Origin of the sequence: Nocardioides sp. PD653-B2, from assembly GCF_002117935.1 — a bacterium.
In the GTDB taxonomy this organism is placed as follows: domain Bacteria; phylum Actinomycetota; class Actinomycetes; order Propionibacteriales; family Nocardioidaceae; genus Nocardioides.
Window position 1 is genome coordinate 140,881 of sequence record NZ_BDJE01000025.1, and the last position, 26,175, is coordinate 167,055.

The following is a 26,175-nucleotide window of genomic DNA, read 5'->3' on the forward strand; positions in this document are numbered from 1 at the left end:
CTCGCGACCGGCGTGTCGAGACCCCCGCAACCGACGTAGCCACCTCGGCTGCGGGGGTTTCGAGACAGGACTTCGTCCTTCCTCGACCAACGGAACGGCGCGAGCTGCAGGTGTTCTGAGACACACCCGTCGACCGGACCGGGCGGCGACTCCTGAGGGGTCGTCGCCCTGGTCCGACCGCTGGACACCACTTGTTTCCCCTCGGGTGTGAGGGGTACGGCGGAGGGCGTCGGCGCAGACGCGCTTGGCGCACGTCCCCTCACTCTCGCTAGGTTGGATGAATGGTCGGACGCATCCCCGTCATGAACGTCACGCCGCTGGTCGACCTGGGTCGTCAGCCCGCCAAGGCGACCATCGGCGAGCCCTTCCCCGTCACGGCGAACGTGTTCCGCGAGGGACACGACAGCCTGGGGGCCGAGGTGGTGCTCGTCGGACCCGACGGCCGGCGACGGCCGCCGGTGCGGATGAGTGAGCACGCCGAGGTGCCGGACCTGTACGAGGCCTGGGTGACCCCGGACGCCGAGGGTGCCTGGAGCTTCGAGGTCGTCGCGTGGTCGGACCCGATCGGGACCTGGCAGCACGCCGCCGGGCTCAAGATCCCCGCCGGCGTCGACGTCGACCTGATGTTCACCGAGGCAGACATCCTGCTCGGCAAGGTGCTGGCGTCGATCGACCCGCGCGACCCGGCCGCCTCCGGCGCGACCACCGTGCTCGAGGGCGCGATCAACGCCGCCGTCGACACGACCCGGCCGCCCGAGGCGCGGCTCGCCGTGCTCCAGTCCCCCGAGGTGACCCGAGTCCTCGCCGCCCACCCGATCCGCGAGCTGGTCACCGTCGAGGGTCCCTACCCGGCGTACGCCGACCGCCGCGCCGCGCTCGCCAGCAGCTGGTACGAGTTCTTCCCGCGCTCCGAGGGCGCCACCCGCGACCCGAAGACCGGCAAGGTCACCAGCGGCAACTTCAGGACCGCGGCCGAGCGGCTCGACGCCGTGGCGGCCATGGGGTTCGACGTCATCTACCTGCCGCCGATCCACCCGATCGGCGAGGTCAACCGCAAGGGCCCGAACAACACCCTCGACCCCGGCCCCGACGACACCGGCTCGCCCTGGGCGATCGGGTCGAAGGACGGCGGGCACGACGCCATCCACCCCGACCTCGGCACGTTCGCGGACTTCGACGCCTTCGTCGGCCGAGCCCGCGAGCTCGGCCTCGAGGTCGCGCTCGACCTCGCGCTCCAGGCCGCGCCCGACCACCCGTGGGTGACGTCGCACCCCGAGTGGTTCACGACGCGGGCCGACGGCACGATCGCCTACGCCGAGAACCCGCCCAAGAAGTACCAGGACATCTACCCGGTCAACTTCGACAACGACCCGACCGGCATCTGCAAGGAGGTGCTGCGGATCGTCCGGCTCTGGATGTCGCACGGCGTCCGGGTGTTCCGTGTCGACAACCCGCACACCAAGCCGCTCGCGTTCTGGGAGTGGCTGCTCAAGGAGATCCGGCGCACCGACCCCGACGTGCTGTTCCTGGCCGAGGCGTTCACCCGCCCGGCGATGATGCGCGCCCTCGGGGCGATCGGTTTCCACCAGTCCTACACGTACTTCACGTGGCGCAACGCGAAGTGGGAGATCGAGGAGTACCTCCGCGAGCTGTCCCACGAGACCGACCACCTGATGCGCCCGAACTTCTTCGTGAACACGCCCGACATCCTCCACGCCTACCTCCAGTACGGCGGGCCCGCGGCGTTCAAGATCCGGGCCGCGATCGCGGCCACCGGCTCCCCCAGCTGGGGCGTCTACGCCGGCTACGAGCTCTTCGAGCACGTCGCGGTGAAGCCGGGCAGCGAGGAGTACCTCGACTCGGAGAAGTACCAGATCCGGGTCCGGGACTGGGACGCCGCCGAGACCGCGGGCCGCAGCCTCGCGCCGTACCTCACCCGGCTCAACGAGATCCGCCGCGCACACCCGGCCCTCCAGCTGCTGCGCAACGTCGCGATCCACGGGAGCGACGACGAGAACATCCTGGTCTTCTCCAAGAAGCACGCCCTCCCTGACGGGCGGAGCGACGTCGTGATCGTGGTCGTCAACGTCGACCCGCACGCGACCCGCGAGACGATGGTCCACCTCGACCTGGCGGCGCTCGGGCTCACCAGCAGCGACTCGTTCTCGGTCCACGACGAGATCACCGGCGCCGACTGGAGCTGGGGCGAGCACAACTACGTCCGGCTCGACCCGTCGGTCGAGCCCGCGCACATCCTCACCGTCAGGAGCCCGCGATGAGCGAGGAGCTGACCTCCGACTCCGGCGTCGACATGGGCCAGGCCTCCGTCTCGACGCCCGACTGGTTCAAGACCGCCGTCTTCTACGAGGTGCTGGTCCGCGCGTTCCGCGACTCCAACGCGGACGGCACCGGCGACTTCCGCGGGCTGGTCGAGAAGCTCGACTACCTGCAGTGGCTGGGTGTCGACTGCCTCTGGATCCCGCCGTTCTTCCCGAGCCCGCTGCGCGACGACGGCTACGACGTCGCCGACTACACCGGTGTGCTGCCCGAGATCGGCACCGTCGAGGACTTCCAGTTCTTCCTCGACCAGGCCCACCAGCGCGGCATCCGCGTGATCATCGACTTCGTCATGAACCACACCAGCGACCAGCACCGGTGGTTCCAGGAGTCGCGGAGCGACCCGGACGGGCCGTACGGCGACTTCTACGTGTGGTCCGACACCGACGAGCTCTACCAGGACGCCCGGATCATCTTCGTCGACACCGAGCCGTCGAACTGGACCTGGGACCCGGTCCGCCAGCAGTACTTCTGGCACCGGTTCTTCTCCCACCAGCCCGACCTCAACTTCGACAACCCCAAGGTCCACGAGGCCATGATCGAGGCGATGTCGTTCTGGCTGGACATGGGCCTCGACGGGTTCCGCCTCGACGCGGTGCCCTACCTCTACGAGCGTCCGGGCACGAACGGCGAGAACCTCCCCGAGACCCACGAGTTCCTGCGGATGTGCCGCAAGTTCGTCGACGACAACTACCCGGGCCGGGTGCTGCTCTGCGAGGCCAACCAATGGCCGAGCGACGTCGTCGAGTACTTCGGCGACCCGTCCGTCGGGGGTGACGAGTGCCAGATGGCCTTCCACTTCCCGGTGATGCCGCGCATCTTCATGGCCGTGCGCCGCGAGTCGCGCTTCCCGATCTCCGAGATCCTCGAGCAGACGCCGCCGATCCCGTCCGGCTGCCAGTGGGGCATCTTCCTGCGCAACCACGACGAGCTCACCCTCGAGATGGTCACCGACGAGGACCGCGACTACATGTGGGGCGAGTACGCCAAGGACCCGCGGATGAAGGCCAACATCGGCATCCGGCGACGCCTCGCGCCGCTCCTCGACAACGACACCAACCAGATGGAGCTCTTCAACGCGCTGCTCCTCTCCCTGCCCGGCTCCCCCGTCCTCTACTACGGCGACGAGATCGGCATGGGCGACAACATCTGGCTCGGCGATCGTGACGGCGTGCGCACGCCGATGCAGTGGACCGCCGACCGCAACGCCGGCTTCTCGTCGGCCACGCCCGGCAAGCTCGACCGCCCGGTGATCCAGGACCCGGTTTTCGGGTACCAGTCGGTCAATGTCGAAGCACAGCTCGAGAACCAGTCGTCGCTCCTGCACTGGACGCGCCGGATGATCCACGCGCGCCGCAACCACCCGGCTTTCGGGCTCGGGGAGTTCCACGACCTCGGGGGTTCGAACTCCACCGTCCTGTCCTATGTCCGGGAGTACGTCGACGACGAGGGCAACGAGGACCTGATCCTCTGCGTCAACAACCTGTCGCGGTTCCCGCAGCCGGTCGAGCTCGACCTACGCCGCTACGAAGGCCGCCGGCCGATCGAGCTGCTCGGCGGGGTGCCGTTCCCGGAGATCGGCGAGCTGCCGTACCTCCTGACGCTGGCGGGCTACGGCTTCTACTGGTTCCGTCTGACGACGACCCCCGAGAAAACTGAGGAGGGGTTGTTGCTGTGAGCCCGGAAGCAAGTCCGGACCTGGACGTCTTCGTCCGCTACTTCGAGCGCACCCGCTGGTTCGGCGGCAAGGGCCGCCCGTTCGCGGTCTCCGGCGCGCGCCGCGTCGGCGAGGTGCCGACCGAGGCGGAGGGCGGACCTCGCGTCGTGATCGACCTCGTCGAGGTGAGCTACCACGACGACCCGGGCGGCGTCGAGCTCTACCAGGTGCCGATGGCGTTCTACACCGACCCCGAGGGCCGCCTCGACCACGCCTTCATCGGCTGGTGGGAGGACCCGACGTACGGCTGGGTGCACGCCTACGACGCCCTCCACGACCGCGAGGCGATGGACGCGTGGCTGCGGGCCTTCGACCGGGCCGCGGGCGAGACCGGCGGCAACCTGCACGACGCGCCGAGCGGGCTGCGCTTCCACCGGCTGCCCGGCCACGTCCTCGACCTGACCGCCCACTCCACGCTCTTCTCGGGCGAGCAGTCCAACTCCTCGGTGGCCTACGGCGACGACTCGCTGATGAAGGTCTTCCGCAAGATCACGCCCGGGGTCAACCCCGACATCAGCGTCCACGAGGTGCTGACCCGGGTCGGCTCCGACCACGTCGCGGCGCTCTACGGCTGGCTGGACTGGGTCGACGAGGAGGCGGACGGCGGCGCGGGCACGACCATGCAGCTCGCGATGCTCCAGCAGTTCCTCCGGACCGCGAGCGACGGCTGGGACCTCGCGCTCTCCAGCGCCCGCAACCTGTTCGCCGAGGCGGACATCCACGCCTACGAGGCCGGCGGCGACTTCGCGTCGGAGTCCGCACGCCTGGGCGAGGCCCTGCGTGAGGTGCACGACGTGCTCGCCGAGCACTTCCCCACCGAGACCCGCGGCCCCGCCGCCTGCGCCGAGCTCGCCGACGCGATGGACGCCCGACTGGCCGCCGCCCTGCCGATCGTGCCCGAGCTCGCCGCGCACGCCGACGCGCTGCGGGTGGCCTACGCGCGGCTGCGTGGGCTCGACCGGCTCGCGGTGCAGCAGATCCACGGCGACCTGCACCTCGGCCAGACCCTGCGCACCAGCCTCGGCTGGAAGATCGTCGACTTCGAGGGCGAGCCCGCCAAGCCCCTGACCGAGCGGCTGCTCCCCGACTCCCCCTGGCGCGACGTCGCCGGGATGCTCCGCTCGTTCGACTACGTGCCCCACGTGGTCGAGCGGTCGTTCGCCGAGGACCACCCCGAGGGCGCCGCGCAGCGCGCCTACCGCGCCGAGGAGTGGGCCCACCGCAACCGCAACCACTTCCTCGAGGCCTACAACGGCGGTGCCCTGTCCACCGAGCAGCGGATCCTGCTCGATGCGTACGTCGCCGACAAGGCCGTGTACGAGACCGTGTACGAGACGCGCAACCGTCCGACCTGGGTGGCCATCCCACTCGAGGCCGTGGCGAGGATCGGAGCGGCATGACCCCCAAGCCCACGCCCAAGCCCACGCCAGCGACGAGCCCGGCCCTCGCGCCGGCATCGACCGAGGAGCTCGACCGGCTCGTCCACGGCGAGCACGGAGACCCCCACACCGTGCTCGGCCCCCACCCCTACGACGGGGGGCTCACCGTGCGCGTCTACAAGCCGCTCGCGACCCGCGTCTCGATCCGGTGGGGCGACGACGAGGAGGCCGAGCTCGCCCACGAGCACGAGGGCGTCTGGGCCGGCGTGCTGCCGCTCACGGACGTCCCCGACTACCGCGTCTCCGTCGCGTACGGCGGCGACCCGCTCCTCGTCGACGACCCCTACCGCTTCCTCCCCACGCTCGGCGAGGTGGACCTCCACCTCATCAACGAGGGCCGCCACGAGCAGCTCTGGGAGGTGCTCGGCGCCCACGTCCAGCACTACCCGGGCGTCATGGGTCCCGTGACCGGCACGTCGTTCGCGGTCTGGGCGCCGTCCGCCCGGGCGATCCGGCTCAAGGCCGACTTCAACAACTGGGACGGCCGCGAGCACCCGATGCGCCAGCTCGGCGAGTCCGGGGTGTGGGAGCTGTTCGTGCCGGGCGCGGGCAGCGGGTCGGCGTACAAGTACACGATCCTCGGACCCGACGGCCAGTGGCGCGAGAAGGCCGACCCGATGGCGGCGTGGGCCGAGAAGCCCGCCGACACCGCGTCGAAGGTCTTCGAGTCGAGCTACACCTGGAACGACGCCGACTGGCTCGCCGACCGGCCGTCGAAGCAGCCGGTCTCGTCGCCGATGAGCGTCTACGAGCTGCACCTCGGCTCGTGGAAGAAGCACCACGACGGCCGCTACTGGTCGTGGGCCGAGCTGGCCGACGAGCTGCCGGCGTACGTCGCCGACCTGGGCTTCACCCACGTCGAGCTGATGCCGGTCATGCAGCACCCGTTCGGCGGCTCGTGGGGCTACCACGTCACGTCGTACTTCGCGCCGGACGCGCGCTTCGGCGACCCCGACGGCTTCCGCCTGCTCGTCGACCGGCTGCACCAGGCCGGCGTCGGCGTCATCCTCGACTGGGTGCCGGGCCACTTCGCGACCGACGAGTGGGCGCTGGCGCGCTTCGACGGCACGCCGCTCTACGAGGACCCCAACCCGCAGCGCGGCTGGCACAAGGAGTGGGGCTCCCACATCTTCAACTTCGGGCGCCGGGAGGTCCGCAACTTCCTCTACGCGAACGCGATCTACTGGCTCGAGGAGTTCCACGCCGACGGCCTCCGGGTCGACGGAGTCGCGTCGATGCTCTACCTCGACTACGCCCGCGAGGAGGGTGAGTGGTCGCCGAACATCCACGGCGGCCACGAGAACCTCGAGGCGGTGCAGTTCCTCCAAGAGATGAACGCGACCGTCTACAAGCGGGTCCCCGGCATCACCACGATCGCCGAGGAGTCGACGTCCTGGCCGGGCGTCACGAAGCCGACCGCCGACGACGGGCTCGGCTTCGGCTTCAAGTGGAACATGGGCTGGATGCACGACTCGCTCGACTACATGGCGAACGACCCCGTGCACCGCGCCTACCACCACGGCGAGATGACGTTCTCGCTCGTCTACCAGTGGTCGGAGAACTACGTCCTGCCGATCAGCCACGACGAGGTCGTGCACGGCAAGGGCTCGCTGCTGCGCAAGATGCCGGGTGACCGGTGGCAGCAGCTGGCCAACCTGCGCGCCTACCTCGGCTTCATGTGGGCGCACCCGGGCAAGCAGCTGCTGTTCATGGGCATCGAGCTGGGCCAGGAGTCGGAGTGGGCGGAGTCCCGCGAGCTCGACTGGTGGCTGCTCGACCACCCCGAGCACCGCGGCGTGCAGTCGCTGGTGCGCGACCTCAACACCGCGTACGTCGCCTCGCCCGCCATCTGGTCGCTCGACCACGAGCCCGCCGGCTTCGAGTGGATCGACGCCAACGACGCCGGCCGCAACGTCTTCTCGTTCATCCGGCGCGGGAGCGGCGGCGCAGCCGACCTGGTCTGCGTCTCCAACTTCGCAGCGGTGCCGCACGACGACTACCGCCTCGGGCTGCCGTCGGCCGGCGAGTGGGACGAGGTGCTCAACACCGACGCCGAGATCTACGCCGGCTCGGGAGTCGGCAACTTCGGCCTGGTCGAGGCGGTGGAGGGCAGCTGGTCGGGGCAGCCCGCGCACGCGACGATCGTCGTACCGCCGCTGGCCACGGTGTGGTTCCGCAAGCGCGCCTGACTAAGGTTTCCCCGTGCCCGCTCCAGACCCTTTCGTGACCACGGTCGCGGTGGGCGTTGCCCGGATCTCGTGGTCGCCCGAGCAGCCCGTCGACGTCGTACGACACGAGGTCGCCGCCGCCCTGCTCGAGCACGCCCGCGTCGAGGCGCTGGTCGACCCCGACGACGAGGTCACCCAGCGGACGGCGACCTGGTCGGGGCTGCGCCGCGAGGGCGTGATGCGCGGCGTGACCGTGGACGGCGAGCCGGTCGACCGGATCGTCTACGCACGGCTGGCGACCGACGTCCCCGTGCACGAGCCGGAGGGCTTCCGCGCGCTGCTCAACTCGTTCCTGCCGCGCAAGCGGGCGATCAGCCAGATGCTGCTGCGCGACCGCGCCGACCGGGTGCTGCTCTGCCAGCTGACCTACAAGCAGGACTGGGACCTGCCCGGCGGTGTCGTCGAGGTGGGTGAGTCACCGCAGCTGGCCGTCTCCCGTGAGGTCGAGGAGGAGCTCGGGCTGGCGCTGCCCGCCGGTCCCCTGCTGCTGACGGACTGGCTGCCGCCCTGGAGCGGCTGGGACGACGCGCTCTGCCTGGTCTTCGACGGCGGCGTCCACGACGCCTCGATCCTCGACTCGATCGTGAAGCAGACCCGCGAGATCCGCTCCGCGGAGTTCTGCACGCTCGACCAGGCCCGCGAGCTCTGTGCGGACTTCACCGCACGCCGGATCGAGTCCGCGCTCGCCAACCTCCCCGGACCCGGTGGCGCCAGCGGTCCGGCGTACACCGAGTCCGGCGCCTGAGCCGAGTCGGCGCCAGTTTCCCCTCAGCCCCCGCCGAGTCGGCGCCAGTTTCTCCTCAGCCCCCGCCGAGTCGGCGCCAGTTTCCCCTCACTGGGTGCCCCATTCTCGGGCCTGCTCCAGCCTCAGATCGAGCCGCATCGCGACAGTTGAGACAGCAACCGTTCCGCTTGCCTGAGCGTCGAAGCAGCAAAGAGGAGGTTGCATGAGACGCGCCGCGCTCGTCACCACAACTGCGCTTCCTCCCGGCCGGGCCCGGCTGCTCTCGCTGGTCACCGCGTCCCTTCTGATGGCTTCACTTGGGTCGTGCTCGGGCGGCAGCGTCGTCGACCGGCCGGGGAGTGGCGAGTCTTGGGACGCCATCGACTGACGAGTCTGTGCCTCCCGGGTGCAGTACTCGCCGCGCGCGGGTGAGGTCTGTGGCCTCACAGCGAGTCAGCGTCGGGTGACGGTTCTCAGCTGTCGGGGTAGCGACGGTGGTGCCGCCGTGACGAGGTTGGCCGGGACCGGTGGCGCGCGGGCGCTGGACGTCCCTGGAACCCTGGGCACGCAGATCGCATCCGCGCCGGGAAGGTCCCGGATCTGGTTGCCCACCTGGCACCAGGAGGGCGGCGCGGTCGTCGCCACCGCGATCGAGGTGAACACGAGGTCAGGGCGAGTCACGTCGATCGCAGCGGGTGATGGCCTCGCTTTGGCCGTGGTGAGGGCAGGCAGCCAGCTGCTGGTCGGCACGGGCGACGGGGACGTGCGTGCGCTTCTGCCGAGTCCCACGCCTGTCCTCAGGCTCGCTGCACCGGTCCGGATGCTCGCCGTCGCGCAAAACACGCTCTGGGCGATCGACAGTGCTGGCCGGGTATCGCTGATGGACCTCCGGACTCAGGTCGCGCACCCCGACATCGTGCGGGTGCCCGGCACGTTGGGGGCTGGTGCGGCATTCCTGGGAGGTCGCTTGTGGGTGTCCGGCGCCTCCCTGGTTACGGTCGACTCGCACGGAAGTCTGCAGACAATCCGGGTTGCCGGCGGCCCCGTGAGCGCCGTCGCCCGTTGTGCTGGTCGGATCTGGACCACGCAGAAGGACCTCGGCGCCAGGTATGGCAACGCGCCCGGGCTTCGGGCGGTCGACGCAGACGGCGAAGTCGTCCGCACCATCCGTGCCCCGTTCCCCGGCTACGTCGCATGCACTGGGCGCTACGTATGGACAGCCACTGCCGATGGTCGACTGTACAAGCTCGCAGCAGGCTGAGAGCCGCCATGCGCCGCTACGCAGACCGAGCCCCGCTGCTGGCCTTCGTGCTGGGATGTCCACTGACGTCGTGTGGGCAGGCGCTGCCCGCCCGGACCGCCCGGGCGCCCGCCGGTGAGCCCCCCGGGTCAGACCCCGCCGAGTCGGCGCCCGTTCCCAGCGTGTCCGGAAACTGGCGCCGACTCGAGCGCTTGGCCGGGGAAACTGGCGCCGACTCGGCGTTGACGGCGGTGAGGCCCGCGCGAGCCGCGCGTCGGCGTCCCGCGAGGACACCCAGCGACGGGTGCTCGACCCCCTGGTCGACGCCGGGGTCGCGCGATCACGGGCGGACGCGCTGGCCTGGTGCGTCCGGCTCGTCGGCCAGCACGAGAGCGACTGGCTCGCCGAGCTCCGCGACGCGATGACCGCCGTCGCCGACGTCCGCGCGAAGGGCCCGGCCGCCTGACGGTCGCATCGCCACCAGCACGCCCAGGATCAGCAGGACTCCGCCGACGATCTCGGCGGAGTTCGGCTGCTGGTCGAGCAGCAGCCAGGCGGACGCCATCGCGACCACCGGCGCGAGCAGCACCCACGGCACCACAGAGGACGACGGGTTGCGGCCGAGCAGCGTGTTGAAGACGCCGTACCCCACGAGCGAGGCGAGCACCGCCGTGTAGAGCGTCGAGAGGCCGGCCTGCCACGAGAACGACGCCACCGCGTGACCGACCACGCCCGGCCCGTCGAGCGCGACGGAGAGCGCCACCAGCGGGATCGGTACGACGAGCGCGGACCAGACGGTCAGCGAGAGACCGCCCTTCACCCCGGAGGCCCGCGCGACGGTGTTGCCGATGCCCCACGACAGCGCGGCCAGCAGGCACAGGGCGAGCGCGGCGGCGGTGACGTGCCCCCCGCGGCCCACGGCGACCACCGCGAGCCCCACGGAGCCGAGGACGACGCCCGCCACCTGGGCGGGCGTCGGGATCTCGCGGAGCACACCGGCCGCGATCAGCACCGTGAAGATCACCTGGGCCTGCAGCACCAGCGCCGCCAGTCCGGGCGGCAGCCCGGCGTCCATCGAGACGTAGAGGAAACCGAACTGGCCCAGCGACATGAAGACGCCGACCGCGGCCACGGTCCGCCAGGGCGCGGCCGGGCGGCGGAGGAACAAGATCGCCGGGAAGACCACCACCACGAACCGGATCGCCACGAACAGCAGCGGCGGGACGTCGTGCATCCCCCAGTCGATCACCACGAAGTTGAAGCCCCAGATCGTGGCGACCAGCGCGGCGAGCAGCGAGTCACGTCGGTTCATGGGACCAGCCTCGCCGCTCCGATCGTGAAGCACCAGCGAATTGTCCTGCAATGATTTAGGTAGCATCGCTTCATGATCGACCTCGCCGGACTCAGCAGCCTCCAGGCCGTGGCCACGCACGGCTCCGTCGTCGGCGCCGCCGACGCGCTCGGGTTCACGCCCAGTGCGGTCTCCCAGCAGGTCAAGCGACTGGAGAAGCAGACCGGGGTGCCGCTGCTCGAACGGGTCGGTCGCGGCGTGATCCTCACCGACCACGGCCGACACCTCGTCGATGCGGGCGCCCGCCTGCTGGCCGACCTCGAGCAGGTCGAGTCCGGCCTCCACCAGCGGGCCGGCGCGGTCTCCGGACACCTCCGGCTCACGGCGTTCTCCACCGCGATGCGCGGCCTGGTCGCGCCGGTCGTCCGCGACCTCCGCGACGCCCACCCCGACCTCACCCTGGCGCTCACCGAGCGCGAGCCGTGGGACACCGTCGACCTGGTCGCGACCGGCCAGAGCGACCTCGGCGTCGTGCACCGCTGGGGCGACGTGCCGATCGCGATCCCCGAGCACCTCACGGCCACGGTCGTCGCCCACGACGTCGCCGACGTGGTCGTGCACGTCGAGCACCCCCTGGCCGGCTACGCGGTCGTCAGCCCGCGCGACCTCGTCGACGAGGCCTGGATCGCCACCCCCGAGGGCACCATCTGTCGCCAGTGGCTGACCCGGATGTACGCCGACACCGGCCGGCTGCCCCGGATCGCGCACACGGCGATGGAGTTCGACTCCCACCTCGCCCTGGTCCGCGCCGGCCTCGGCATCGCGCTGGTGCCCCGGCTCGGGCGTCAGCCGCTCGGCGACCAGCTGGTCGCCGTACCCGCCCACGACCCGGAGCCCACCCGCGACGTGATCGCGGTGCACCGGCGCAGCATGGCCGACTCACCCGCGGTGCGAGCCGTCCTCGACGCCCTCGCCGGCTGACAGGTCGACCAGCACGAACGTCCGGTCGTCGTCGTTCTCGGCTCCCGGCGCGAGCGCCTTGGGTCCGCCGTGCGGGCCGATCCGCAGCGGGTCGGCCGCGAGGTCGCGCCGCAGGGCCCGCTCGGTCTCCTCCCAGCTCGACTCGAGCACGGGGTAGCCGTCCGAAGCCAGACACAGGGTGCGTGCGCCGGCCGGGATCTCGACCACCGTCAGCAACCGGTGCGGCACCGGGCGCCCGTCGAGCGCGGCGTAGAAGTACGGCCCGTCGGCGTCGACGTTGCGCAGCGCCGACTCCCCCACGAGCAGCTCGTGCACCGCACGCCGACCGGGATCCTCGGCCCGCAGCTCGTCGACGCTGCGCCCCGCGGCCAGCTCGGCCTCGGTGAGCGCCCGGCGCGCCTGGGTGACCACGGTCTCGAAGTCGTGGCCGTAGAACCTGGCGACGCCGTCGACCGACACCCACACGTCGGTGATCACGACCACCTGCCGACGCCTCAACGAGAAGACCGCTCCGGCGGCGGCCGGCTGGTGCTCGCCTTGATGATCGGTGGCGACCTCGGCGAGCCGGTCGACCAGCACCACCGGGTCGACGTCGGGCGCCGCGGACCGGACCGCGGCCACCAGGTCGTCCACGAGCGCGGCAGTGGCAGCGGTCGCCCCGTCGAGGTCAGGGCTCTTCGGGGTCACGCCGTCGAAGACCGCGACCCAGTCGTCGGTCACCACGAACCGGTCCAGGTTCGGTGCCGCGCCCTTGCCTCGCGAGAACGCCGTGAGCACCCTCATCCCGGAGTCGGCCGCCGACTCAGAACAGCGCAGATGCCAGGCTCTGCCGGCCCTTGAGCACCCGCGGGTCGTCGTTGCCGACGGCGCCGAAGAGCCCGATCAGGTGCTCACGCGCCTGGTTGCGCTCGTCGCCCGACGTACGGCGGACCATCTCGATCAGCCGGATGAACGCGTCCTCGACGTGGCCACCGAGCATGTCCAGGTCGGCCACCATCGTCTGGGCGTCGACGTCGTCGGGGGCGGCGGCCGCGGCCGCGCGTGCCTCGTTGAGGTCGACGCCCTGGGTGCGCTGGAGCAGCTTGGCCATGGCCAGGCCGGCCGCCGCCTCGGCGTCGGCCGGGTTGGCGTCCACGAGCTTCTGGTACTCGGCGACCGCGCGGTCGATGTCGCCCTCGCCGAGCGCCTCCTGGGCGGCGGCGTAGCGCGGGTCGAAGCCCGGCTCCTCGCCCTCCTCGCCCTCGGCCGCGGGAGCCGCGGAGCGCGGCTGGTGGCGGCCGGTGACGCCCTGGGTGGTCAGCTGCTGCATCACCTGGGTCAGCGCGGTGCGCAGCTCGTCGATCGGCAGCACGTCCTGGAAGAGCGGCGCGGGGCGGCCGTCGAGCACGGCGATGACCAGCGGGACCGACGGGATCTGCATGGCCTGCGCGATCGCCGGCACGGCGTCGATGTCGACCAGGCCGGCGAGGAACCGCCCCTCGAACTCGCCGGACAGGGTCACGATGTCGTCGGCGAGCTGCACGCTCTCGGGCATCCGGGTGGGCGAGTAGAAGACCAGCAGCACCGGCGCCGTCATCGAGGCCTCGATGGTCGCCTGGAAGTTCTCCTCCGTCAGCTCCACCGAGTACGACGAGCCCCCGGCGGGCGCGGCTCCGCCGCCCGCGGGCGGCGGGGTGGGCGCGGGTCGCTTGAGTCCGGAGAGGTCGATGGCGCCCGGGCGGGAGAACGGCTGCTGCGTCATGGGGCCAATCCTAGGGAGCCCCCGACAGCGCGCGGACCGAGGCCCAGCGCGACCGCCTCCTCCCACAGCTCGTCGCGCACGCTGGGGTGCGCCGCGTGCTCGATGATCTGGCGTGCCTGCTCGTGCTGGTCACGCCCGAAGACCTCGGCCAGCCCCTGCTCGGTGACGATCGCGCTCATCTGGAACGACGTCACCGGCTCGTCGACCAGCGGCACGACCGTCGAGCAGTCGGCCTTGGGGTGCCACGACCGCAGCGCGATGAACGCCTGGCCGCCGGCGCTGTGCATGGCGCCCACGATGAAGTCGGTCTGACCACCGAAGCCGGAGTGGATCCGCGCGTTGATGCGCGACGCGTTGGCCTGCCCGAACAGGTCGACCTGCAGGGCGGTGTTGACGCTGACCATCGACGGGTTGCGGGCGATCAGCGCCGGGCTGTTGGTGACCTCGGTGCGGAGCATCTCGACGCGCTCGTTGCCGTCCACCCAGTCGAGCAGCTCGGGCGAGCCGAAGAGGAAGGACGCCGAGATCGCGACGTTGCGGTCGAGCGCCCCGACCTTCTCCAGCTCGAGCACGCTGTCGGAGAACATCTCGGTCCACACCCGCAGTCCGCTGCGCCCGGTCAGGCCGCGCATCGTCGCGTCGGGCACGGCCCCGATGCCGGCCTGGATGGTCGCGCCGTCGGGCACCCGCTCGGCGACCAGCCGGCCGATCCGTGCCGACGCCTCGTCGATCACCGTCACCGGTGCGGTCGGCAGCGGGCCGTCGGCCTCCACCAGCACGTCCACCAGGTCCAGGTCGACCAGGGCGTCGCCGTACGTCCACGGCATCCGGTCGTTGACCTGGGCGACCACCAGGCCCCCGTTGCGCCGGACCGCCTCGAGCGCGGCGGGCAGCACGTTCACCTCGACCCCGAGGGAGACCTGGCCGCGGCGGGGCCGGGTCGTGTGCAGCACGACGGCGTCCGGCGGCAGCTGGCGGGCGAAGAGCGTCGGCACCATCGACAGCCGGGACGGCACGTAGCTGAGCCGGGGGCTACGGCGCATGCCCGCCCCGACGAACGACGTCTCGAGCGTCACGCCGTCCCGGTCGGGCAGCCCGGGCTGGCCGTTGAGGACCCAGAGGCGGTACTCGTCGAGCGCGGCGTCGACCAGCTTCAGCGTGTGCCACGGGATGGCGTGGTTGCCGGTGACGACGATGCGCGGGTCAGCGGGCAGCGCGGCGAGGGCGCGTTCGAGGTCCACGCCCTCATTGCACCAGAACCGTCGTACGACGGGCGGGGGCCGAAGGTCCCGACCTCGGGGGCCGGTCAGGCCCGTCCGGACCGATCAGAACCGGGCAGGCTCGCGGTACTCGCCCCACTCGGCGCGCAGCACGTCGCAGATCTCGCCGAGCGTCGCCTCGACGCGGACGGCGTCGAGCATCGGCTCGATCATGTTGCCGTCGGTGCGGGCGACGTCGACGAGACGGGTCAGCGCCGCCGACACCGCGGCGTCGTCGCGGCCCTGGCGGCGGGCGGCGAGCGCGCGGACCTGCTCGACCTCGACCTCGTGGGAGACCCGCAGGATCTCGAGGTCGTGGGTGACCGACTCCTCGTGGCAGTTGACGCCGACGATCCGCTTCTGGCCCTTCTCGAGAGCGACCTGGTACTGGAACGCGGCCTCGGCGATCTCGGACATGAACCAGCCCTCCTCGATGCCGCGTAGCAGGCCTCGCGTCATCAGCCACTCGCCGCGGCCGACCGCCTCCGCGAGCTTCTCGGGCTGGGCCGAGGTCAGCGTCGAGCCGCCCATCGCGAGGATCTTGTCGAAGATCTCGAGGGCCTCGGCCTCGATCTCGTCGGTGAGGGCCTCGACGTACCAGGAACCGCCGAGCGGGTCCGCGACGTTGACGACGCCGGTCTCCTCCATGATCACCTGCTGGGTGCGCAGCGCGATCTCGGCGGCCTGCTCGCTCGGCAGCGCGAGGGTCTCGTCGAGGGCGTTGGTGTGCAGTGAGTTGGTGCCGCCGAGCACGGCGGAGAGCGCCTCGATGCCGGTGCGGACGACGTTGTTGTAGGGCTGCTGGGCGGTCAGCGAGACGCCCGCGGTCTGGGTGTGGAAGCGCAGCCACTGCGCCTTCTCGGTCTTCGCGCCGTAGACGTCGCGCAGCCAGCGCGCCCAGATCCGCCGGGCGGCGCGGAACTTCGCGATCTCCTCGAAGAAGTCCACGTGGGCGTCGAAGAAGAACGACAGGCCGGGCGCGAAGACATCGACGTCGAGGCCGCGCGACAGCCCGAGCTCGACGTACCCGAAACCGTCGGCGAGGGTGAACGCGAGCTCCTGCGCGGCCGTCGAGCCGGCCTCGCGGATGTGGTAGCCGGAGACCGAGAGCGGCTTGTACGCCGGGATCTTCTCGACGCAGTACTCCATCAGGTCGCCGATCAGGCGCAGGTGCGGCTCCGGGGTGAAGAGCCACTCCTTCTGGGCGATGTACTCCTTGAAGATGTCGGTCTGCAACGTGCCGTTGAGCTCGCCGGTGTCGACGCCCGCGCGCTCGGCGGCCACGATCATCATGCAGAAGATCGGCACGGCGGGGCCGCTGATCGTCATCGATGTCGTGACGTCGCCGAGGTCGATCCCGTCGAACAGGATCTCCATGTCGGCGGCCGAGTCGATGGCGACGCCGCAGTGGCCGACCTCGCCGAGCGACATCGGGTCGTCGGAGTCGCGGCCCATCAGGGTCGGCATGTCGAAGGCGACGCTGAGGCCGCCGCCGCCGCGCCCGAGGATCATCCGGTACCGCTCGTTGGTCTGCTGCGCGTTGCCGAACCCGGCGAACTGGCGGATCGTCCACGCCCGGCCGCGGTAGCCCGTCGGGTAAAGCCCGCGGGTGAACGGGAACTCGCCCGGCCACTCCGAGTCGTCGGTGCCGTACGCCGGTGCGAGCTCGACGCCGCTGAGTGTCGTGAAGTCGGTCTCGCGGACGCGGGACTTGTCGTAGCGGTCCTGCCAGCGCGAGCGCGCGTTCTCCGTCATACCCAGATAGTAGGACGTCCTACTAAATTCCCCAAGCCTGACCGCCGCCGGAGAAGACGTCGGCCGGGGCGGGGTCAGAAGTCCCCAGCCGCCTTGCGCACCGGCGTGAGCAGGGCGGACAGGGTGGTCAGCTCGGCCTCCGTCAGGGACCCGAGCGCGAAGTCGGCGCCGACCAGGTCCCGGGTCGCCGCCTCGACCAGCTCGCGCCCCGCGGGGGTGATCTCGGCCAGTACGGCGCGGCCGTCGTCGGGGTGCGCGCGCCGTAAGACGAGTCCGGCCGACTCGAGCCGGCGCACGATCGAGGTGACCGACGTCGGGTGGACCTGGAGCCGCTCCCCCATCTTGCCGAGGGGCAGCGAGCCGCGCGACGAGAAGACCAGCAGCACCAGCGCCTCGTAGCGCGCGAACGTCAGACCGTGCGGTTTGAGCAGCGCGTCGAGACGGCCGATCACCAGCTGCTGGACGCGCATCAGTGAGGTGACCGCGTGCATCGCCGGCACGCCGTCCCAGTGGGTGCCCCACTGGCGGGCCGCTTCGTCGATGGGATCGAAAGGAAGGGACATCGCTGGCGAGACTAGACGGACTCCGCCCAGGCCGGTGTCGCATCCCACGGCCGGGCCGGCACGGGCGCCGTCTCGAGGTCGCCGGCGTGGCCGGGAGACACGCGCCGCAGCCTGTCGTCAGTCGGTGTCAGTCGATGTCAGTCGGAGTAGGTGTCCAGCAGCTCGTCCGCGGCGGCGTACGGGTCGGTCGTCCCGGCGACGACGGCCGCCGCCAGGGCGTCGAGCTCCGAGCGGCCGTGCACGTCGCCCCACCGCTGGCGCAGCGCGGTGACCGCGATCGCCTCGATCTCGTCGCGGGCCCGGCGAGTGCGCCGCTTGTCGAGCTCGCCGCTGGACGCCAGCCACTCCCGGTGCCGGTCGATCTCGGCGACGACCTCGTCGAGGCCCTGCGCCTTCTGGGCGACGGTCTTCACGATGGGCGGCTTCCAGGACCCCTCGGGGGCCTGCCCGAGGGCGAGCATCGACCGCAGGTCACGGCGCACCTGGTCGGCGCCGTCGCGGTCGGCCTTGTTGACGACGTAGATGTCCCCGATCTCGAGGATGCCGGCCTTGGCGGCCTGGATGCCGTCACCCATGCCCGGCGCGAGCAGCACCATGGTGGTGTCGGCGAGCCCGGCGATCTCGACCTCGCTCTGACCCACGCCGACCGTCTCGATGAGGATCACGTCGCAGCCGGCCGCGTCGAGGACCCGCAGCGCCTGGGGCGTCGTCCAGGCCAAGCCGCCGAGGTGGCCCCGAGAGGCCATCGAGCGGATGTAGACGTCCCGATCCGTGGCGTGGTCCTGCATCCGCACGCGGTCACCCAGCAACGCGCCGCCGGAGAACGGCGAGGACGGGTCGACCGCCAGCACGCCGACCCGCTTGCCCTGCTTGCGCAGCTCGGCGACGAGTGCGTTGGTCGACGTCGACTTGCCGACGCCGGGCGAGCCGGTGATGCCGATGACCTGGGCGTTGCCGGTGTGCGGCGCGAGCGCGGCCATCACCTCGCGCAGCAGCGGCGACTCGTCCTCGACGAGCGAGATCAGGCGCGCGACGGCCCGGGCCTCGCCGGCGCGGGCGCGCTCGACGAGGTCGGGAACCGACGACGCGTCAGCTCTTCGGGACACGCACGATCAGGGCGTCGCCCTGCCCACCGCCGCCGCACAGGGCGGCCGCGCCGACGCCGCCACCGCGACGCTTCAGCTCGAGCGCGAGGTGCAGGACCACGCGGGCGCCGGACATGCCGACCGGGTGGCCGAGCGCGATCGCGCCGCCGTTGACGTTGACCTTCTCGGGGTCGAGGCCCAGCGAGCGGGCCGACTCGATGCCGACCGCGGCGAAGGCCTCGTTGAACTCGACCAGGTCGAGGTCGGTGGGCGCGATGCCCTCCTTGGCGCACGCCTTGGCGGTCGCGTTGGCGGGCTGCATCTGGAGCGTCGAGTCGGGGCCGGCGACCATGCCGTGGGCGCCGATCTCGGCCAGCCATTCGAGCCCGAGCTCCTCGGCCTTGGCCTTGCTCATCACCACGACCGCGCAGGCGCCGTCGGAGATCTGGGAGGAGGAGCCGGCCGTGATGGTGCCCTCCTTGCTGAACGCCGGGCGCAGCTTGCCGAGCGACTCGGCGGTGGTGTCACCGCGCACGCCCTCGTCGGCGGAGATGACGACCGGGTCGCCCTTGCGCTGCGGGATCGAGACCGGCACGACCTCGTCGTCGAAGACGCCGTTCTTCCAGGCGGCCGCGGCCTTCTGGTGCGACGCCGCCGCGAACTCGTCCTGCTCCTCGCGGGTGAGCTTGATGCCCTCGGCGTTGGCCTGCTCGGTCAGCCCGCCCATCGCCTGCTGGGTGGCCTGGTCGTAGAGCGCGTCGTACGCCATCGAGTCGACGAGCTTCACGTCGCCGAACTTGAAGCCCTCGCGCGACTTGGGCAGCAGGTGCGGGGCGTTGGTCATCGACTCCATGCCACCCGCCACGACGATGTCGACCTCGCCGGCGCGGATCAGCTGGTCGGCCATCGCGATCGCGTTGAGGCCGGAGAGGCACACCTTGTTGATGGTCATCGACGGCATGCTCATCGGCAGCCCGGCCGCGATGCCCGCGGCCCGGGCGGGGTTCTGGCCGGCGCCCGCCAGGATGACCTGGCCCATGATCAGGTAGTCGACCTGGTCGCCGGTCACGCCGGCCTTCTCGAGAGCGCCCTTGATGGCGACGCCACCGAGGTCGGCGGCGGAGAGGTCCTTGAGTCCCCCGAGCAGGCGACCGATGGGGGTGCGCGCCCCCGCGACGATGACGGAACCGGACATGACGTGCCTCCAGAAGGTGGTCGAGGTGGTTCTCTGCCGACCTTACCCACGGGTCACGTGCCGGTCACCCGGGCCGTGAGGGTGGAACATGTCACACCGGGTCGCGGTGGGACCGACGCCGTACGACGATGTGCCCCATGAGTACTCCCCCGACGTCTGGCATCCCGGAGCAGCTGTTCACCGCGATCGACCACGTGGGCATCGCGGTGCCCGACCTCGACGTGGCGATCGCGTTCTACGAGGAGACCTACGGGATGCGGCTGGCACACCAGGAGACCAACGAGGAGCAGGGCGTCCGCGAGGCGATGATGGCCGTCGGCGACTCCGGGTCCCACATCCAGCTGCTCGCCCCGCTCGACGAGGACTCGACGATCGCGAAGTTCCTCGACCGCTCCGGCCCGGGCATCCAGCAGATGGCCTACCGGGTCACCGACGTCGACGCGGTCAGCGCGATCCTGCGCGAGCGCGGCGTCCGCCTGCTGTACGACGAGCCGCGGCGGGGCACCTCGGACTCGCGGATCAACTTCATCCACCCCAAGGACGCCGGCGGCGTGCTGGTCGAGCTGGTGGAGCCGGCCGCCGCGCCCCACTGAGGGACGCGTCACACGGGGTGTCCCGACCGGTTACTCGTGGGTAATCTCCCGTCCAACGACCCCGACACCAGGAGCCGACGTGCAGCACATCCTCGACGCGATCATGGCCGCCTCAGCAGACCCACAGAGCATCTCCGCCGACGACTTCGCCAACCTCGAGATCCCCGAGTCCTACCGCGCCGTGACGGTGCACAAGGACGAGGTCGACATCTTCGAGGGGCTGGAGACCCGCGACAAGGACCCCCGCAAGTCCCTCCACGTCGAGGACGTGGCGCTGCCCGAGCTCGGCCCCGGCGAGGCGTACGTCGCGGTGATGGCCTCGGCGATCAACTACAACACCGTGTGGACCTCGATCTTCGAGCCGGTCTCGACCTTCGGCTTCCTCGAGCGCTACGGCCGGCTCTCGCCGCTCGCCAAGCGCCACGACCTGCCCTACCACGTGGTGGGGTCCGACCTCGCGGGCGTCGTGCTCGCGACCGGCGCCGGCGTCACGAAGTGGGCCCCGGGCACCGAGGTCGTCGCACACTGCCTCTCGGTCGAGCTCGAGTCGCCCGACGGCCACAACGACACGATGCTCGACCCGGAGCAGCGGATCTGGGGCTTCGAGACCAACTTCGGCGGCCTCGCGCACATCGCCCTGGTCAAGGCCAACCAGCTGATGCCCAAGCCCGCTCACCTCACCTGGGAGGAGGCCGCCTCCCCCGGCCTGGTCAACTGCACGGCCTACCGCCAGCTCGTCTCCAAGAACGGCGGCGACATGAAGCAGGGCGACAACGTGCTGATCTGGGGTGCGTCCGGCGGCCTGGGCGGCTTCGCCACGCAGTACGCCCTCAACGGCGGCGCCAACCCGGTGTGCGTGGTCTCCAACGAGGAGAAGGCCGCGATCGCCCGCTCGATGGGTGCGGAGATGATCATCAACCGCTCCGAGGCCGACCTGAAGTTCTGGAAGGACCCGCACACCCAGGACCCCAAGGAGTGGCGTCGGTTCGGTGGCATGATCCGCGACCTCACCGGCGGTGAGGACATCGACATCGTCTTCGAGCACCCGGGCCGCGAGACCTTCGGCGCGTCGGTCTACGTCACCCGCAAGGGCGGCACCATCACCACCTGCGCCTCCACCAGCGGCTACATGCACGAGTACGACAACCGCTACCTGTGGATGAACCTCAAGAGGATCATCTCCTCGCACTTCGCCAACTACCGCGAGTCGTGGGAGGCCAACCGCCTGATCGCCAAGGGCAAGATCCACCCCACCCTGTCGCGCACCTACTCCCTCGACGAGGTCGGGCAGGCGGCGCTCGACGTCCACCAGAACGCCCACCAGGGCAAGGTCGGCGTGCTCTGCCTGGCCCCCGAGGAGGGCCTCGGGGTCCGCGACGAGGAGATGCGCGCCCAGCACATCGACGCGATCAACCGCTTCCGCGGCGTCTGATCCGCGCTCGAGTCCTCGACCACCCCGGTCTCCGATAATTAGTCGGAGGCCGGGGTGGGCTGTTTCGGGTCGATCGGCAACACTGGTCCCGACGATCAGCCGAGAGCCGAGAAGGGGTACCGCCGCGATGAGCGACCAGGGACTGTCCATCTTCGACGACAAGGACCCGGAGGAGACCGAGCCGGTCGTGGACGAAGAAGCGACGCAGGTGATCCCGGTCGTCCCGCCGGCCTCGGCACCGCAGCCCGCTGCCGAGCCGAAGGTCGAGAAGACCCAGCAGCAGCCCGCCGTGGCCGCTCCCGCACCGGCCCAGACGCAGGCGCCTGCCCCCGCAGCCCCGCGGGCCCAGAAGCCCGTCCTCCCGCCGGCCGCCACCCCACCGCGCCCCCAGTCGAGCGGCCCGATGGCCTCACCCGCCGGCTTCCCCGTCGTCCGCAAGGGCGGCTACGACAAGGATGCCGTCGACGCCCGCGTGCGCCAGCTGACCACCGAGAAGGCCGGGCTCAGCAGCAGCCTCACCGAGTCGGAGCGGCACGTCCTCGAGCTCGAGGAGCAGCTCGCCCAGGCCCGCGAGGAGCTCGCCGAGAGCAAGACCCCGTCGTACGCCGGTCTCGGCGGCCGTGCGAGCGCGATGCTGCGGCTCGCCGAGGAGGAGGCGGCCGAGGTCCGCCAGACCGCCGAGCGCGACGCCGCCGAGATCCGCGAGCAGGCGGCGCGCGATGCCAAGGCGATCCGCGCCGACGCCGCCCGCGAGGCCGAGGACATGCGCCTGGTCCAGCTCAAGGAGCTCGACGAGAACCGCAACCGCCTGATGGCCGACGCCGAGCAGGAGCGCGCGCACGCCCGCGCCGAGGCCACCGACCTGGTCGCCTCCGCCAAGCGCGAGGCCGACCAGATGCGGCTCGCCGCGACGCAGGAGACCAACGAGCTCCGCACCGCCGCCACCCGGGAGGCCGAGCAGCAGCGCGCCGCCGCCGACCGCGAGGTCCAGGAGGCCCGCCGTACGCTCGCGGTCGAGAAGGAGCGGCTCGCCCGCGAGGCGACCGACCACCACGCCAGCGCCACCGCCGAGACCCGCCGCCTGGTCGAGGAGGCCGAGGAGCGCGCGACCGCCGCCGAGACGCGGGCCCGCGAGGCCACCGCCCAGGCCAACCAGCACCGCAGCCAGGCCACCACCGAGGCCGAGGCGCTGCTCAGCCGGGCCCGTCGCGAGGCCGAGCAGATCGTGGCCTCGGCCCGCACCCAGGCCGACTCGATCAGCTCCACGGGCGTGGCCGACGCCGAGCGCGAGCTCGCCGCCATCCGGGCCGAGGTCGACCGGATGGCCAAGCGCCGCGACGCGATCACCGCCCAGCTCGCCTCCCTGCGCGACGTCGTCGCCGGTTTCGGCGAGGACGACGAGTGACGGACGCCCCGGCGCTCGAGGACTCCGGCTCGAAGGCCGACGACACAGACAACCCCGTCGACGAGGACTACCTCGGCGAGCCCGGTCCTCCGCTCGACCACCACGCGCCGTTCTACGTCGGCTTCATCGGCGGGCTGGGCGTGCTGGTCGCGATCTGGTTCGCGATGCAGATCGAGGCCATCGGCTCGACCCTGATGCTGATCGTGGTCTCGCTGTTCCTGGCGGCGGGCCTCGATCCCGCCGTCCGCTTCTTCGAGCGCCACGGCATGCGCCGGTCGTACGCCGTCCTGACCGTGATCGTCATCGTGCTGGGCGCACTCGCGCTGTTCCTGGTCGCGATCGTGCCGGTCATCGCCGACCAGGTCAGGTCTCTCACCGAGAACGTCCCGACCTGGCTCGACCAGCTCCAGCGCAACCCCCAGGTCCAGCGGCTCGACGACGAGTACGACATCATCGCGAAGATCCGGGACTACGTGACCGCCGGCGACTTCGCCGGTGCGCTCTTCGGCGGGGCACTGGGCGTCGGCCTGGCCGTCCTCGGTGCGCTGTTCAACGGCTTCATCGTCGTCGTGCTGACGCTCTACTTCCTCGCCTCCCTGGAGAACACCAAGTCGGCGCTCTACCGCCTGGCGCCGGCGTCGCGCCGCGACCGCGTCAGCCGCCTCGGCAACCGGGTGGTCCGCAGCGTCGGCGGCTACGTCTCCGGCGCGTTCATCGTCGCGATGTGCGCCGGCATCTCGTCGCTGGTCTTCCTGTTCGCCGTCGGCCTGAGCGAGTACGCCGTCGCGCTCGCCTTCGTGGTCGCGCTCCTCGACGTGATCCCGATGATCGGCGCGACCCTCGGCGCCGTCATCGTCACCGCGATCGGCTTCGCCGAGGACTGGAGGATCGGCCTGGCCTGCGCGATCTTCTACGTCATCTACCAGCAGCTCGAGAACTACGTGATCTACCCGCGGGTGATGTCGAAGTCCGTCGACGTGCCGGGCGCGGTCACGGTGATCGCGGCCCTCATCGGCGCGGCGCTCTTCGGTGTCGTCGGCGCACTGCTCGCGATCCCGACCGCGGCCTCGATCCTGATGCTCACCCGCGAGGTGTGGGTCAGGCGGCAGGACCAGCGTTGACGCCGCTCAGCCGAGCGGCCCGATGAAGTAGACGCGCAGCACCACGGCCGCCCGCTGCTGGGGCGGGAGCATCGCGCAGACCCGCCAGACCGCGTCGCCGGTGGCGATGTCGGCCGCGTGGTCCGCCGTCTCGGTGTCGCGCACCTCCGCCACCACCAGCTCCCGGCGCCCGCTGCGCCGCCAGGCCGAGACGTGTGCGTTGACGACCATCCGGCGCACGTACGCGTCGGGGTCGGTCGTCCGGCGCACCCGGCTCCACCCCTCGCAGGCCCGGGTGAGCGCCGACTGCACGGCGTCCTCGGCGGCGTGCTGGGAGCCGGTGACCAGGTAGGCGCACCGCAGCAGCGCGGCCACCCGCGCCTCGACCCACTCGTCGAACGACGGGTAGTCGACGGTGGCGCGCTCGTCGGTCACCCCCACCTCCATGTCGGACACACGCGTGGGACGGCCGTTCTGTTGCAGCGGTTCCTAGGGGATCTCGGCCGGCATCTCGGCGGTGGACCGCTCGCCGAGCTTCACGAACACCACGCCGGCCAGGATCAGCAGGCCACCGAGCAGCTGGACGGCCCGGGGCAGCTCGTCGAGGAGCAGCCAGGCGAACACCACGCCCGCGACCACCTCGAGCAGCGCGACGAACGACGCCAGCCGGGAGCCGAGCCGGCGACCGGCGGCAATGCCGCTCGTGTACGGAATCGCCGCGGTGACCACGCCGAGCACGACCAGTGGCACCCACCAGTCGACCGTGGTGCCGGCGTACGTGACGGCGTCGCTGCTCGCGCGCATCGGCAGCGGGCTGACGAGGCCGAGCACGCCGAGGACCAGCGCCCCCACCACGAGCCCGGCGGCGGCGAGCACCATCGGCGGCAGGCCGTTGTCCTCGTCGGCGGAGATGACGAAGTACGTCGCCGCGCCGACCATCGCGGCCAGTGCCCACAGCACCCCCGCGACGCTGAGGTCGGCACCCGAGAGCAGGTCGAGGACCAGCACCAGCCCGAGCGCCGCCAGACCGGCGCCGACGAGCGTGACCGGACCGGGCCGCTGGCCGTGGCGCAGCCAGAGCCAGACGACGACCGCGGCAGGGGCGGTGTACTCGATGAGCAGCGCCGGCCCGACCTGCATGTGGGCGACGGCGGAGAAGTAGCAGAACTGGGCGCCGGCGACGGCGAGTGTGCCGTACACGAGGACCAGGCCGGCGTTGCGGCGCAGCAGGCTCCAGCGTCCGCGCAGGGAGACCAGTCCGAAGGGGACGACGACCAGCGCGGCGATGCCGACGCGGATCAGCACGATCGCACCCGCGCTCCAGCCGGAGTCGAGCAGCTGGCGGGCCAGGGCGCCGGACATGCCGAACGACGTGGCCGAGATGATCGCGAACCCGAGGCCGCTCGCCAGCCGCGAGCCGCTGGCGACCGGAGCCACCTCGTCATGAGCCATCGTCGCCATGACTAGTGACACTAGGCGCTGGCCGTGTAACCTGTCAACGTGGTCTTCACTCATGACACCGAGGTGTCCCTCCAGGCGGCGGTGACGCTCGCGAACTCCGCGCTCGCGCCGGACACCCTGGAGAGCGTGGAGGACCTCGACGCGTTCTACGCCGAGTTCGACTACACCGGACGCCGCGACGGCGACCGCGCCGAGCTCGACCGGGTCCGGGCGATCCGGCCGGCTCTCTACGAGCTGCTCACCGCCTCGCGCGACGACGCGGTCGCCTTGGTCAACGCGATGCTCGCCGACACCGCTGCGGTCCCCCAGCTCGTGCGCCACGACGTCTGGGACTGGCACCTCCACGCCGTCGAGCCCGAGCGCGACTTCCCCACCCGGATCCTCGTCGAGACCGCGATGGCGATGATCGACGTGATCCGCTCCGACGAGATGTCGCGTCTCGGCGTCTGCGCCGACGACACCTGCAACGGCGTCGTCCTCGACCTCTCCCGCAACCGCTCCCGCCGCTTCTGCTCCACCACCTGCGGCAACCGCAACGCGGTCGCCGCCTACCGCGCGCGCCAGTCCGCTGGTTGAAGTAGGACGAAGTCCTGTCTCGAAACCCCCGTCGGTCGGTGGTTGAGGAAGGC

The 26,175-nt window shown here is 71.3% G+C and carries 22 protein-coding genes; 12 read left to right on the top strand and 10 right to left on the bottom strand.

Annotation, left to right across the window (positions count from 1 at the left end; genetic code table 11):
• Nucleotides 1-281: 281 nt before the first annotated feature.
• From PD653B2_RS11365 to PD653B2_RS11390, 6 genes are all read left to right on the top strand, one after another.
• The gene (locus PD653B2_RS11365) at nucleotides 282-2,279 is read left to right on the top strand and encodes an alpha-1,4-glucan--maltose-1-phosphate maltosyltransferase (RefSeq protein WP_085872489.1); all 1,998 of its coding nucleotides are present in this window, start codon (nucleotides 282-284) and stop codon (nucleotides 2,277-2,279) included.
• The gene (gene treS / locus PD653B2_RS11370; RefSeq protein ID WP_085872490.1) at nucleotides 2,276-4,015 is read left to right on the top strand and encodes a maltose alpha-D-glucosyltransferase; all 1,740 of its coding nucleotides are present in this window, start codon (nucleotides 2,276-2,278) and stop codon (nucleotides 4,013-4,015) included. The genes PD653B2_RS11365 and treS overlap by 4 nt, the downstream gene beginning before the upstream one ends.
• Complete coding sequence (locus tag PD653B2_RS11375) at nucleotides 4,012-5,454, top strand: maltokinase N-terminal cap-like domain-containing protein (RefSeq protein ID WP_085872491.1); 1,443 nt, start codon at nucleotides 4,012-4,014, stop codon at nucleotides 5,452-5,454. Before treS ends, PD653B2_RS11375 begins: the two co-directional genes overlap by 4 nt.
• Nucleotides 5,451-7,682 (top strand): 1,4-alpha-glucan branching protein GlgB, encoded by a 2,232-nt coding sequence (glgB, locus tag PD653B2_RS11380; RefSeq protein ID WP_085872492.1) that lies wholly within the window; start codon nucleotides 5,451-5,453, stop codon nucleotides 7,680-7,682. The genes PD653B2_RS11375 and glgB overlap by 4 nt, the downstream gene beginning before the upstream one ends.
• Before the next feature lie 13 nt (nucleotides 7,683-7,695).
• A complete protein-coding gene (locus tag PD653B2_RS11385; RefSeq protein ID WP_085872493.1) occupies nucleotides 7,696-8,466 on the top strand; it encodes an NUDIX hydrolase in 771 nt (256 codons plus the stop codon).
• Nucleotides 8,467-8,950: 484 nt separating this feature from the next.
• The gene (locus PD653B2_RS11390; RefSeq protein WP_085872494.1) at nucleotides 8,951-9,706 is read left to right on the top strand and encodes a hypothetical protein; all 756 of its coding nucleotides are present in this window, start codon (nucleotides 8,951-8,953) and stop codon (nucleotides 9,704-9,706) included.
• Nucleotides 9,707-10,025: 319 nt separating this feature from the next.
• Here PD653B2_RS11390 and PD653B2_RS11395 read toward each other — a convergent pair whose 3' ends face one another.
• Nucleotides 10,026-10,997 carry an EamA family transporter gene (locus PD653B2_RS11395; RefSeq protein WP_085872495.1) on the bottom strand — a complete coding sequence of 324 codons (972 nt, stop codon included), beginning with the start codon at nucleotides 10,995-10,997 and terminating at the stop codon, nucleotides 10,026-10,028.
• 72 nt (nucleotides 10,998-11,069) lie between these two features.
• Between PD653B2_RS11395 and PD653B2_RS11400 the strand changes: the two genes are divergently transcribed.
• Complete coding sequence (locus PD653B2_RS11400) at nucleotides 11,070-11,957, top strand: LysR family transcriptional regulator (RefSeq protein WP_085872496.1); 888 nt, start codon at nucleotides 11,070-11,072, stop codon at nucleotides 11,955-11,957.
• On the opposite strand, the gene PD653B2_RS11405 is transcribed toward PD653B2_RS11400, so the two are convergent.
• The 7 genes from PD653B2_RS11405 to PD653B2_RS11435 all read right to left on the bottom strand — a co-directional run bounded on the left by PD653B2_RS11405 (nucleotide 11,916) and on the right by PD653B2_RS11435 (nucleotide 19,555).
• On the bottom strand, nucleotides 11,916-12,740 hold the full coding sequence (locus PD653B2_RS11405) for a hypothetical protein (protein ID WP_085872497.1): 825 nt from the start codon (nucleotides 12,738-12,740) through the stop codon (nucleotides 11,916-11,918). The two genes, PD653B2_RS11400 and PD653B2_RS11405, sit on opposite strands and share 42 nt — an antisense overlap.
• A gap of 19 nt (nucleotides 12,741-12,759) precedes the next feature.
• Nucleotides 12,760-13,698 (bottom strand): co-chaperone YbbN, encoded by a 939-nt coding sequence (locus tag PD653B2_RS11410; RefSeq protein ID WP_085872498.1) that lies wholly within the window; start codon nucleotides 13,696-13,698, stop codon nucleotides 12,760-12,762.
• Nucleotides 13,695-14,939 carry an acetyl-CoA hydrolase/transferase family protein gene (locus PD653B2_RS11415; protein ID WP_085872499.1) on the bottom strand — a complete coding sequence of 415 codons (1,245 nt, stop codon included), beginning with the start codon at nucleotides 14,937-14,939 and terminating at the stop codon, nucleotides 13,695-13,697. Before PD653B2_RS11415 ends, PD653B2_RS11410 begins: the two co-directional genes overlap by 4 nt.
• Before the next feature lie 84 nt (nucleotides 14,940-15,023).
• The gene (locus PD653B2_RS11420) at nucleotides 15,024-16,712 is read right to left on the bottom strand and encodes an acyl-CoA mutase large subunit family protein (protein WP_085872500.1); all 1,689 of its coding nucleotides are present in this window, start codon (nucleotides 16,710-16,712) and stop codon (nucleotides 15,024-15,026) included.
• A 74-nt stretch (nucleotides 16,713-16,786) separates the two neighbouring features.
• Nucleotides 16,787-17,275, bottom strand: a complete 489-nt coding sequence (locus PD653B2_RS11425; RefSeq protein WP_085872501.1) for a MarR family winged helix-turn-helix transcriptional regulator — start codon at nucleotides 17,273-17,275, stop codon at nucleotides 16,787-16,789.
• 137 nt (nucleotides 17,276-17,412) lie between these two features.
• Nucleotides 17,413-18,381, bottom strand: coding sequence for a methylmalonyl Co-A mutase-associated GTPase MeaB (gene meaB, locus PD653B2_RS11430; protein ID WP_085872502.1), 969 nt, complete (start codon nucleotides 18,379-18,381; stop codon nucleotides 17,413-17,415).
• The gene (locus PD653B2_RS11435; RefSeq protein WP_085872503.1) at nucleotides 18,365-19,555 is read right to left on the bottom strand and encodes an acetyl-CoA C-acetyltransferase; all 1,191 of its coding nucleotides are present in this window, start codon (nucleotides 19,553-19,555) and stop codon (nucleotides 18,365-18,367) included. The genes meaB and PD653B2_RS11435 overlap by 17 nt, the downstream gene beginning before the upstream one ends.
• A 137-nt stretch (nucleotides 19,556-19,692) precedes the next feature.
• On the opposite strand from PD653B2_RS11435, the gene mce reads away from it, so the two are divergent.
• The 4 genes from mce to PD653B2_RS11455 all read left to right on the top strand — a co-directional run bounded on the left by mce (nucleotide 19,693) and on the right by PD653B2_RS11455 (nucleotide 24,106).
• Nucleotides 19,693-20,148, top strand: a complete 456-nt coding sequence (gene mce, locus PD653B2_RS11440) for a methylmalonyl-CoA epimerase (protein ID WP_085872504.1) — start codon at nucleotides 19,693-19,695, stop codon at nucleotides 20,146-20,148.
• Between the two features lie 79 nt (nucleotides 20,149-20,227).
• On the top strand, nucleotides 20,228-21,580 hold the full coding sequence (ccrA, locus tag PD653B2_RS11445) for a crotonyl-CoA carboxylase/reductase (RefSeq protein WP_207559428.1): 1,353 nt from the start codon (nucleotides 20,228-20,230) through the stop codon (nucleotides 21,578-21,580).
• 127 nt (nucleotides 21,581-21,707) lie between these two features.
• Nucleotides 21,708-22,985, top strand: a complete 1,278-nt coding sequence (locus tag PD653B2_RS11450; protein ID WP_207559427.1) for a hypothetical protein — start codon at nucleotides 21,708-21,710, stop codon at nucleotides 22,983-22,985.
• Nucleotides 22,982-24,106, top strand: coding sequence for an AI-2E family transporter (locus PD653B2_RS11455; protein ID WP_085872506.1), 1,125 nt, complete (start codon nucleotides 22,982-22,984; stop codon nucleotides 24,104-24,106). Before PD653B2_RS11450 ends, PD653B2_RS11455 begins: the two co-directional genes overlap by 4 nt.
• A gap of 6 nt (nucleotides 24,107-24,112) precedes the next feature.
• Here the strand turns inward: PD653B2_RS11455 and PD653B2_RS11460 are convergent, their stop codons facing one another.
• Together PD653B2_RS11460 and PD653B2_RS11465 are read right to left on the bottom strand one after the other, a co-directional pair.
• Nucleotides 24,113-24,520, bottom strand: a complete 408-nt coding sequence (locus PD653B2_RS11460) for a sigma factor (protein WP_242665248.1) — start codon at nucleotides 24,518-24,520, stop codon at nucleotides 24,113-24,115.
• 54 nt (nucleotides 24,521-24,574) lie between these two features.
• Nucleotides 24,575-25,546: an EamA family transporter gene (locus PD653B2_RS11465; RefSeq protein ID WP_085872508.1), complete on the bottom strand. Its 972-nt coding sequence runs from the start codon at nucleotides 25,544-25,546 to the stop codon at nucleotides 24,575-24,577.
• A 39-nt stretch (nucleotides 25,547-25,585) separates the two neighbouring features.
• Here PD653B2_RS11465 and PD653B2_RS11470 point away from each other — a divergent pair, with 39 nt between their 5' ends.
• Nucleotides 25,586-26,122, top strand: a complete 537-nt coding sequence (locus PD653B2_RS11470) for a CGNR zinc finger domain-containing protein (protein ID WP_085872509.1) — start codon at nucleotides 25,586-25,588, stop codon at nucleotides 26,120-26,122.
• The last annotated feature ends 53 nt before the right edge of the window (nucleotides 26,123-26,175 follow it).

What these genes read in the sequence shown, in the direction of transcription:
- PD653B2_RS11365 (WP_085872489.1), top strand. Translation starts at nt 282, where the DNA reads ATGGTCGGACGCATCCCCGTCATGAACGTCACGCCGCTGGTCGACCTG.
- treS (WP_085872490.1), top strand. Translation starts at nt 2,276, where the DNA reads ATGAGCGAGGAGCTGACCTCCGACTCCGGCGTCGACATGGGCCAGGCC.
- glgB (WP_085872492.1), top strand. Translation starts at nt 5,451, where the DNA reads ATGACCCCCAAGCCCACGCCCAAGCCCACGCCAGCGACGAGCCCGGCC.
- PD653B2_RS11395 (WP_085872495.1), bottom strand. Translation starts at nt 10,997, where the DNA reads ATGAACCGACGTGACTCGCTGCTCGCCGCGCTGGTCGCCACGATCTGG.
- PD653B2_RS11400 (WP_085872496.1), top strand. Translation starts at nt 11,070, where the DNA reads ATGATCGACCTCGCCGGACTCAGCAGCCTCCAGGCCGTGGCCACGCAC.
- PD653B2_RS11405 (WP_085872497.1), bottom strand. Translation starts at nt 12,740, where the DNA reads ATGAGGGTGCTCACGGCGTTCTCGCGAGGCAAGGGCGCGGCACCGAAC.
- PD653B2_RS11410 (WP_085872498.1), bottom strand. Translation starts at nt 13,698, where the DNA reads ATGACGCAGCAGCCGTTCTCCCGCCCGGGCGCCATCGACCTCTCCGGA.
- PD653B2_RS11420 (WP_085872500.1), bottom strand. Translation starts at nt 16,712, where the DNA reads ATGACGGAGAACGCGCGCTCGCGCTGGCAGGACCGCTACGACAAGTCC.
- PD653B2_RS11425 (WP_085872501.1), bottom strand. Translation starts at nt 17,275, where the DNA reads ATGTCCCTTCCTTTCGATCCCATCGACGAAGCGGCCCGCCAGTGGGGC.
- PD653B2_RS11435 (WP_085872503.1), bottom strand. Translation starts at nt 19,555, where the DNA reads ATGTCCGGTTCCGTCATCGTCGCGGGGGCGCGCACCCCCATCGGTCGC.
- mce (WP_085872504.1), top strand. Translation starts at nt 19,693, where the DNA reads ATGAGTACTCCCCCGACGTCTGGCATCCCGGAGCAGCTGTTCACCGCG.
- PD653B2_RS11450 (WP_207559427.1), top strand. Translation starts at nt 21,708, where the DNA reads ATGAGCGACCAGGGACTGTCCATCTTCGACGACAAGGACCCGGAGGAG.
- PD653B2_RS11465 (WP_085872508.1), bottom strand. Translation starts at nt 25,546, where the DNA reads ATGGCGACGATGGCTCATGACGAGGTGGCTCCGGTCGCCAGCGGCTCG.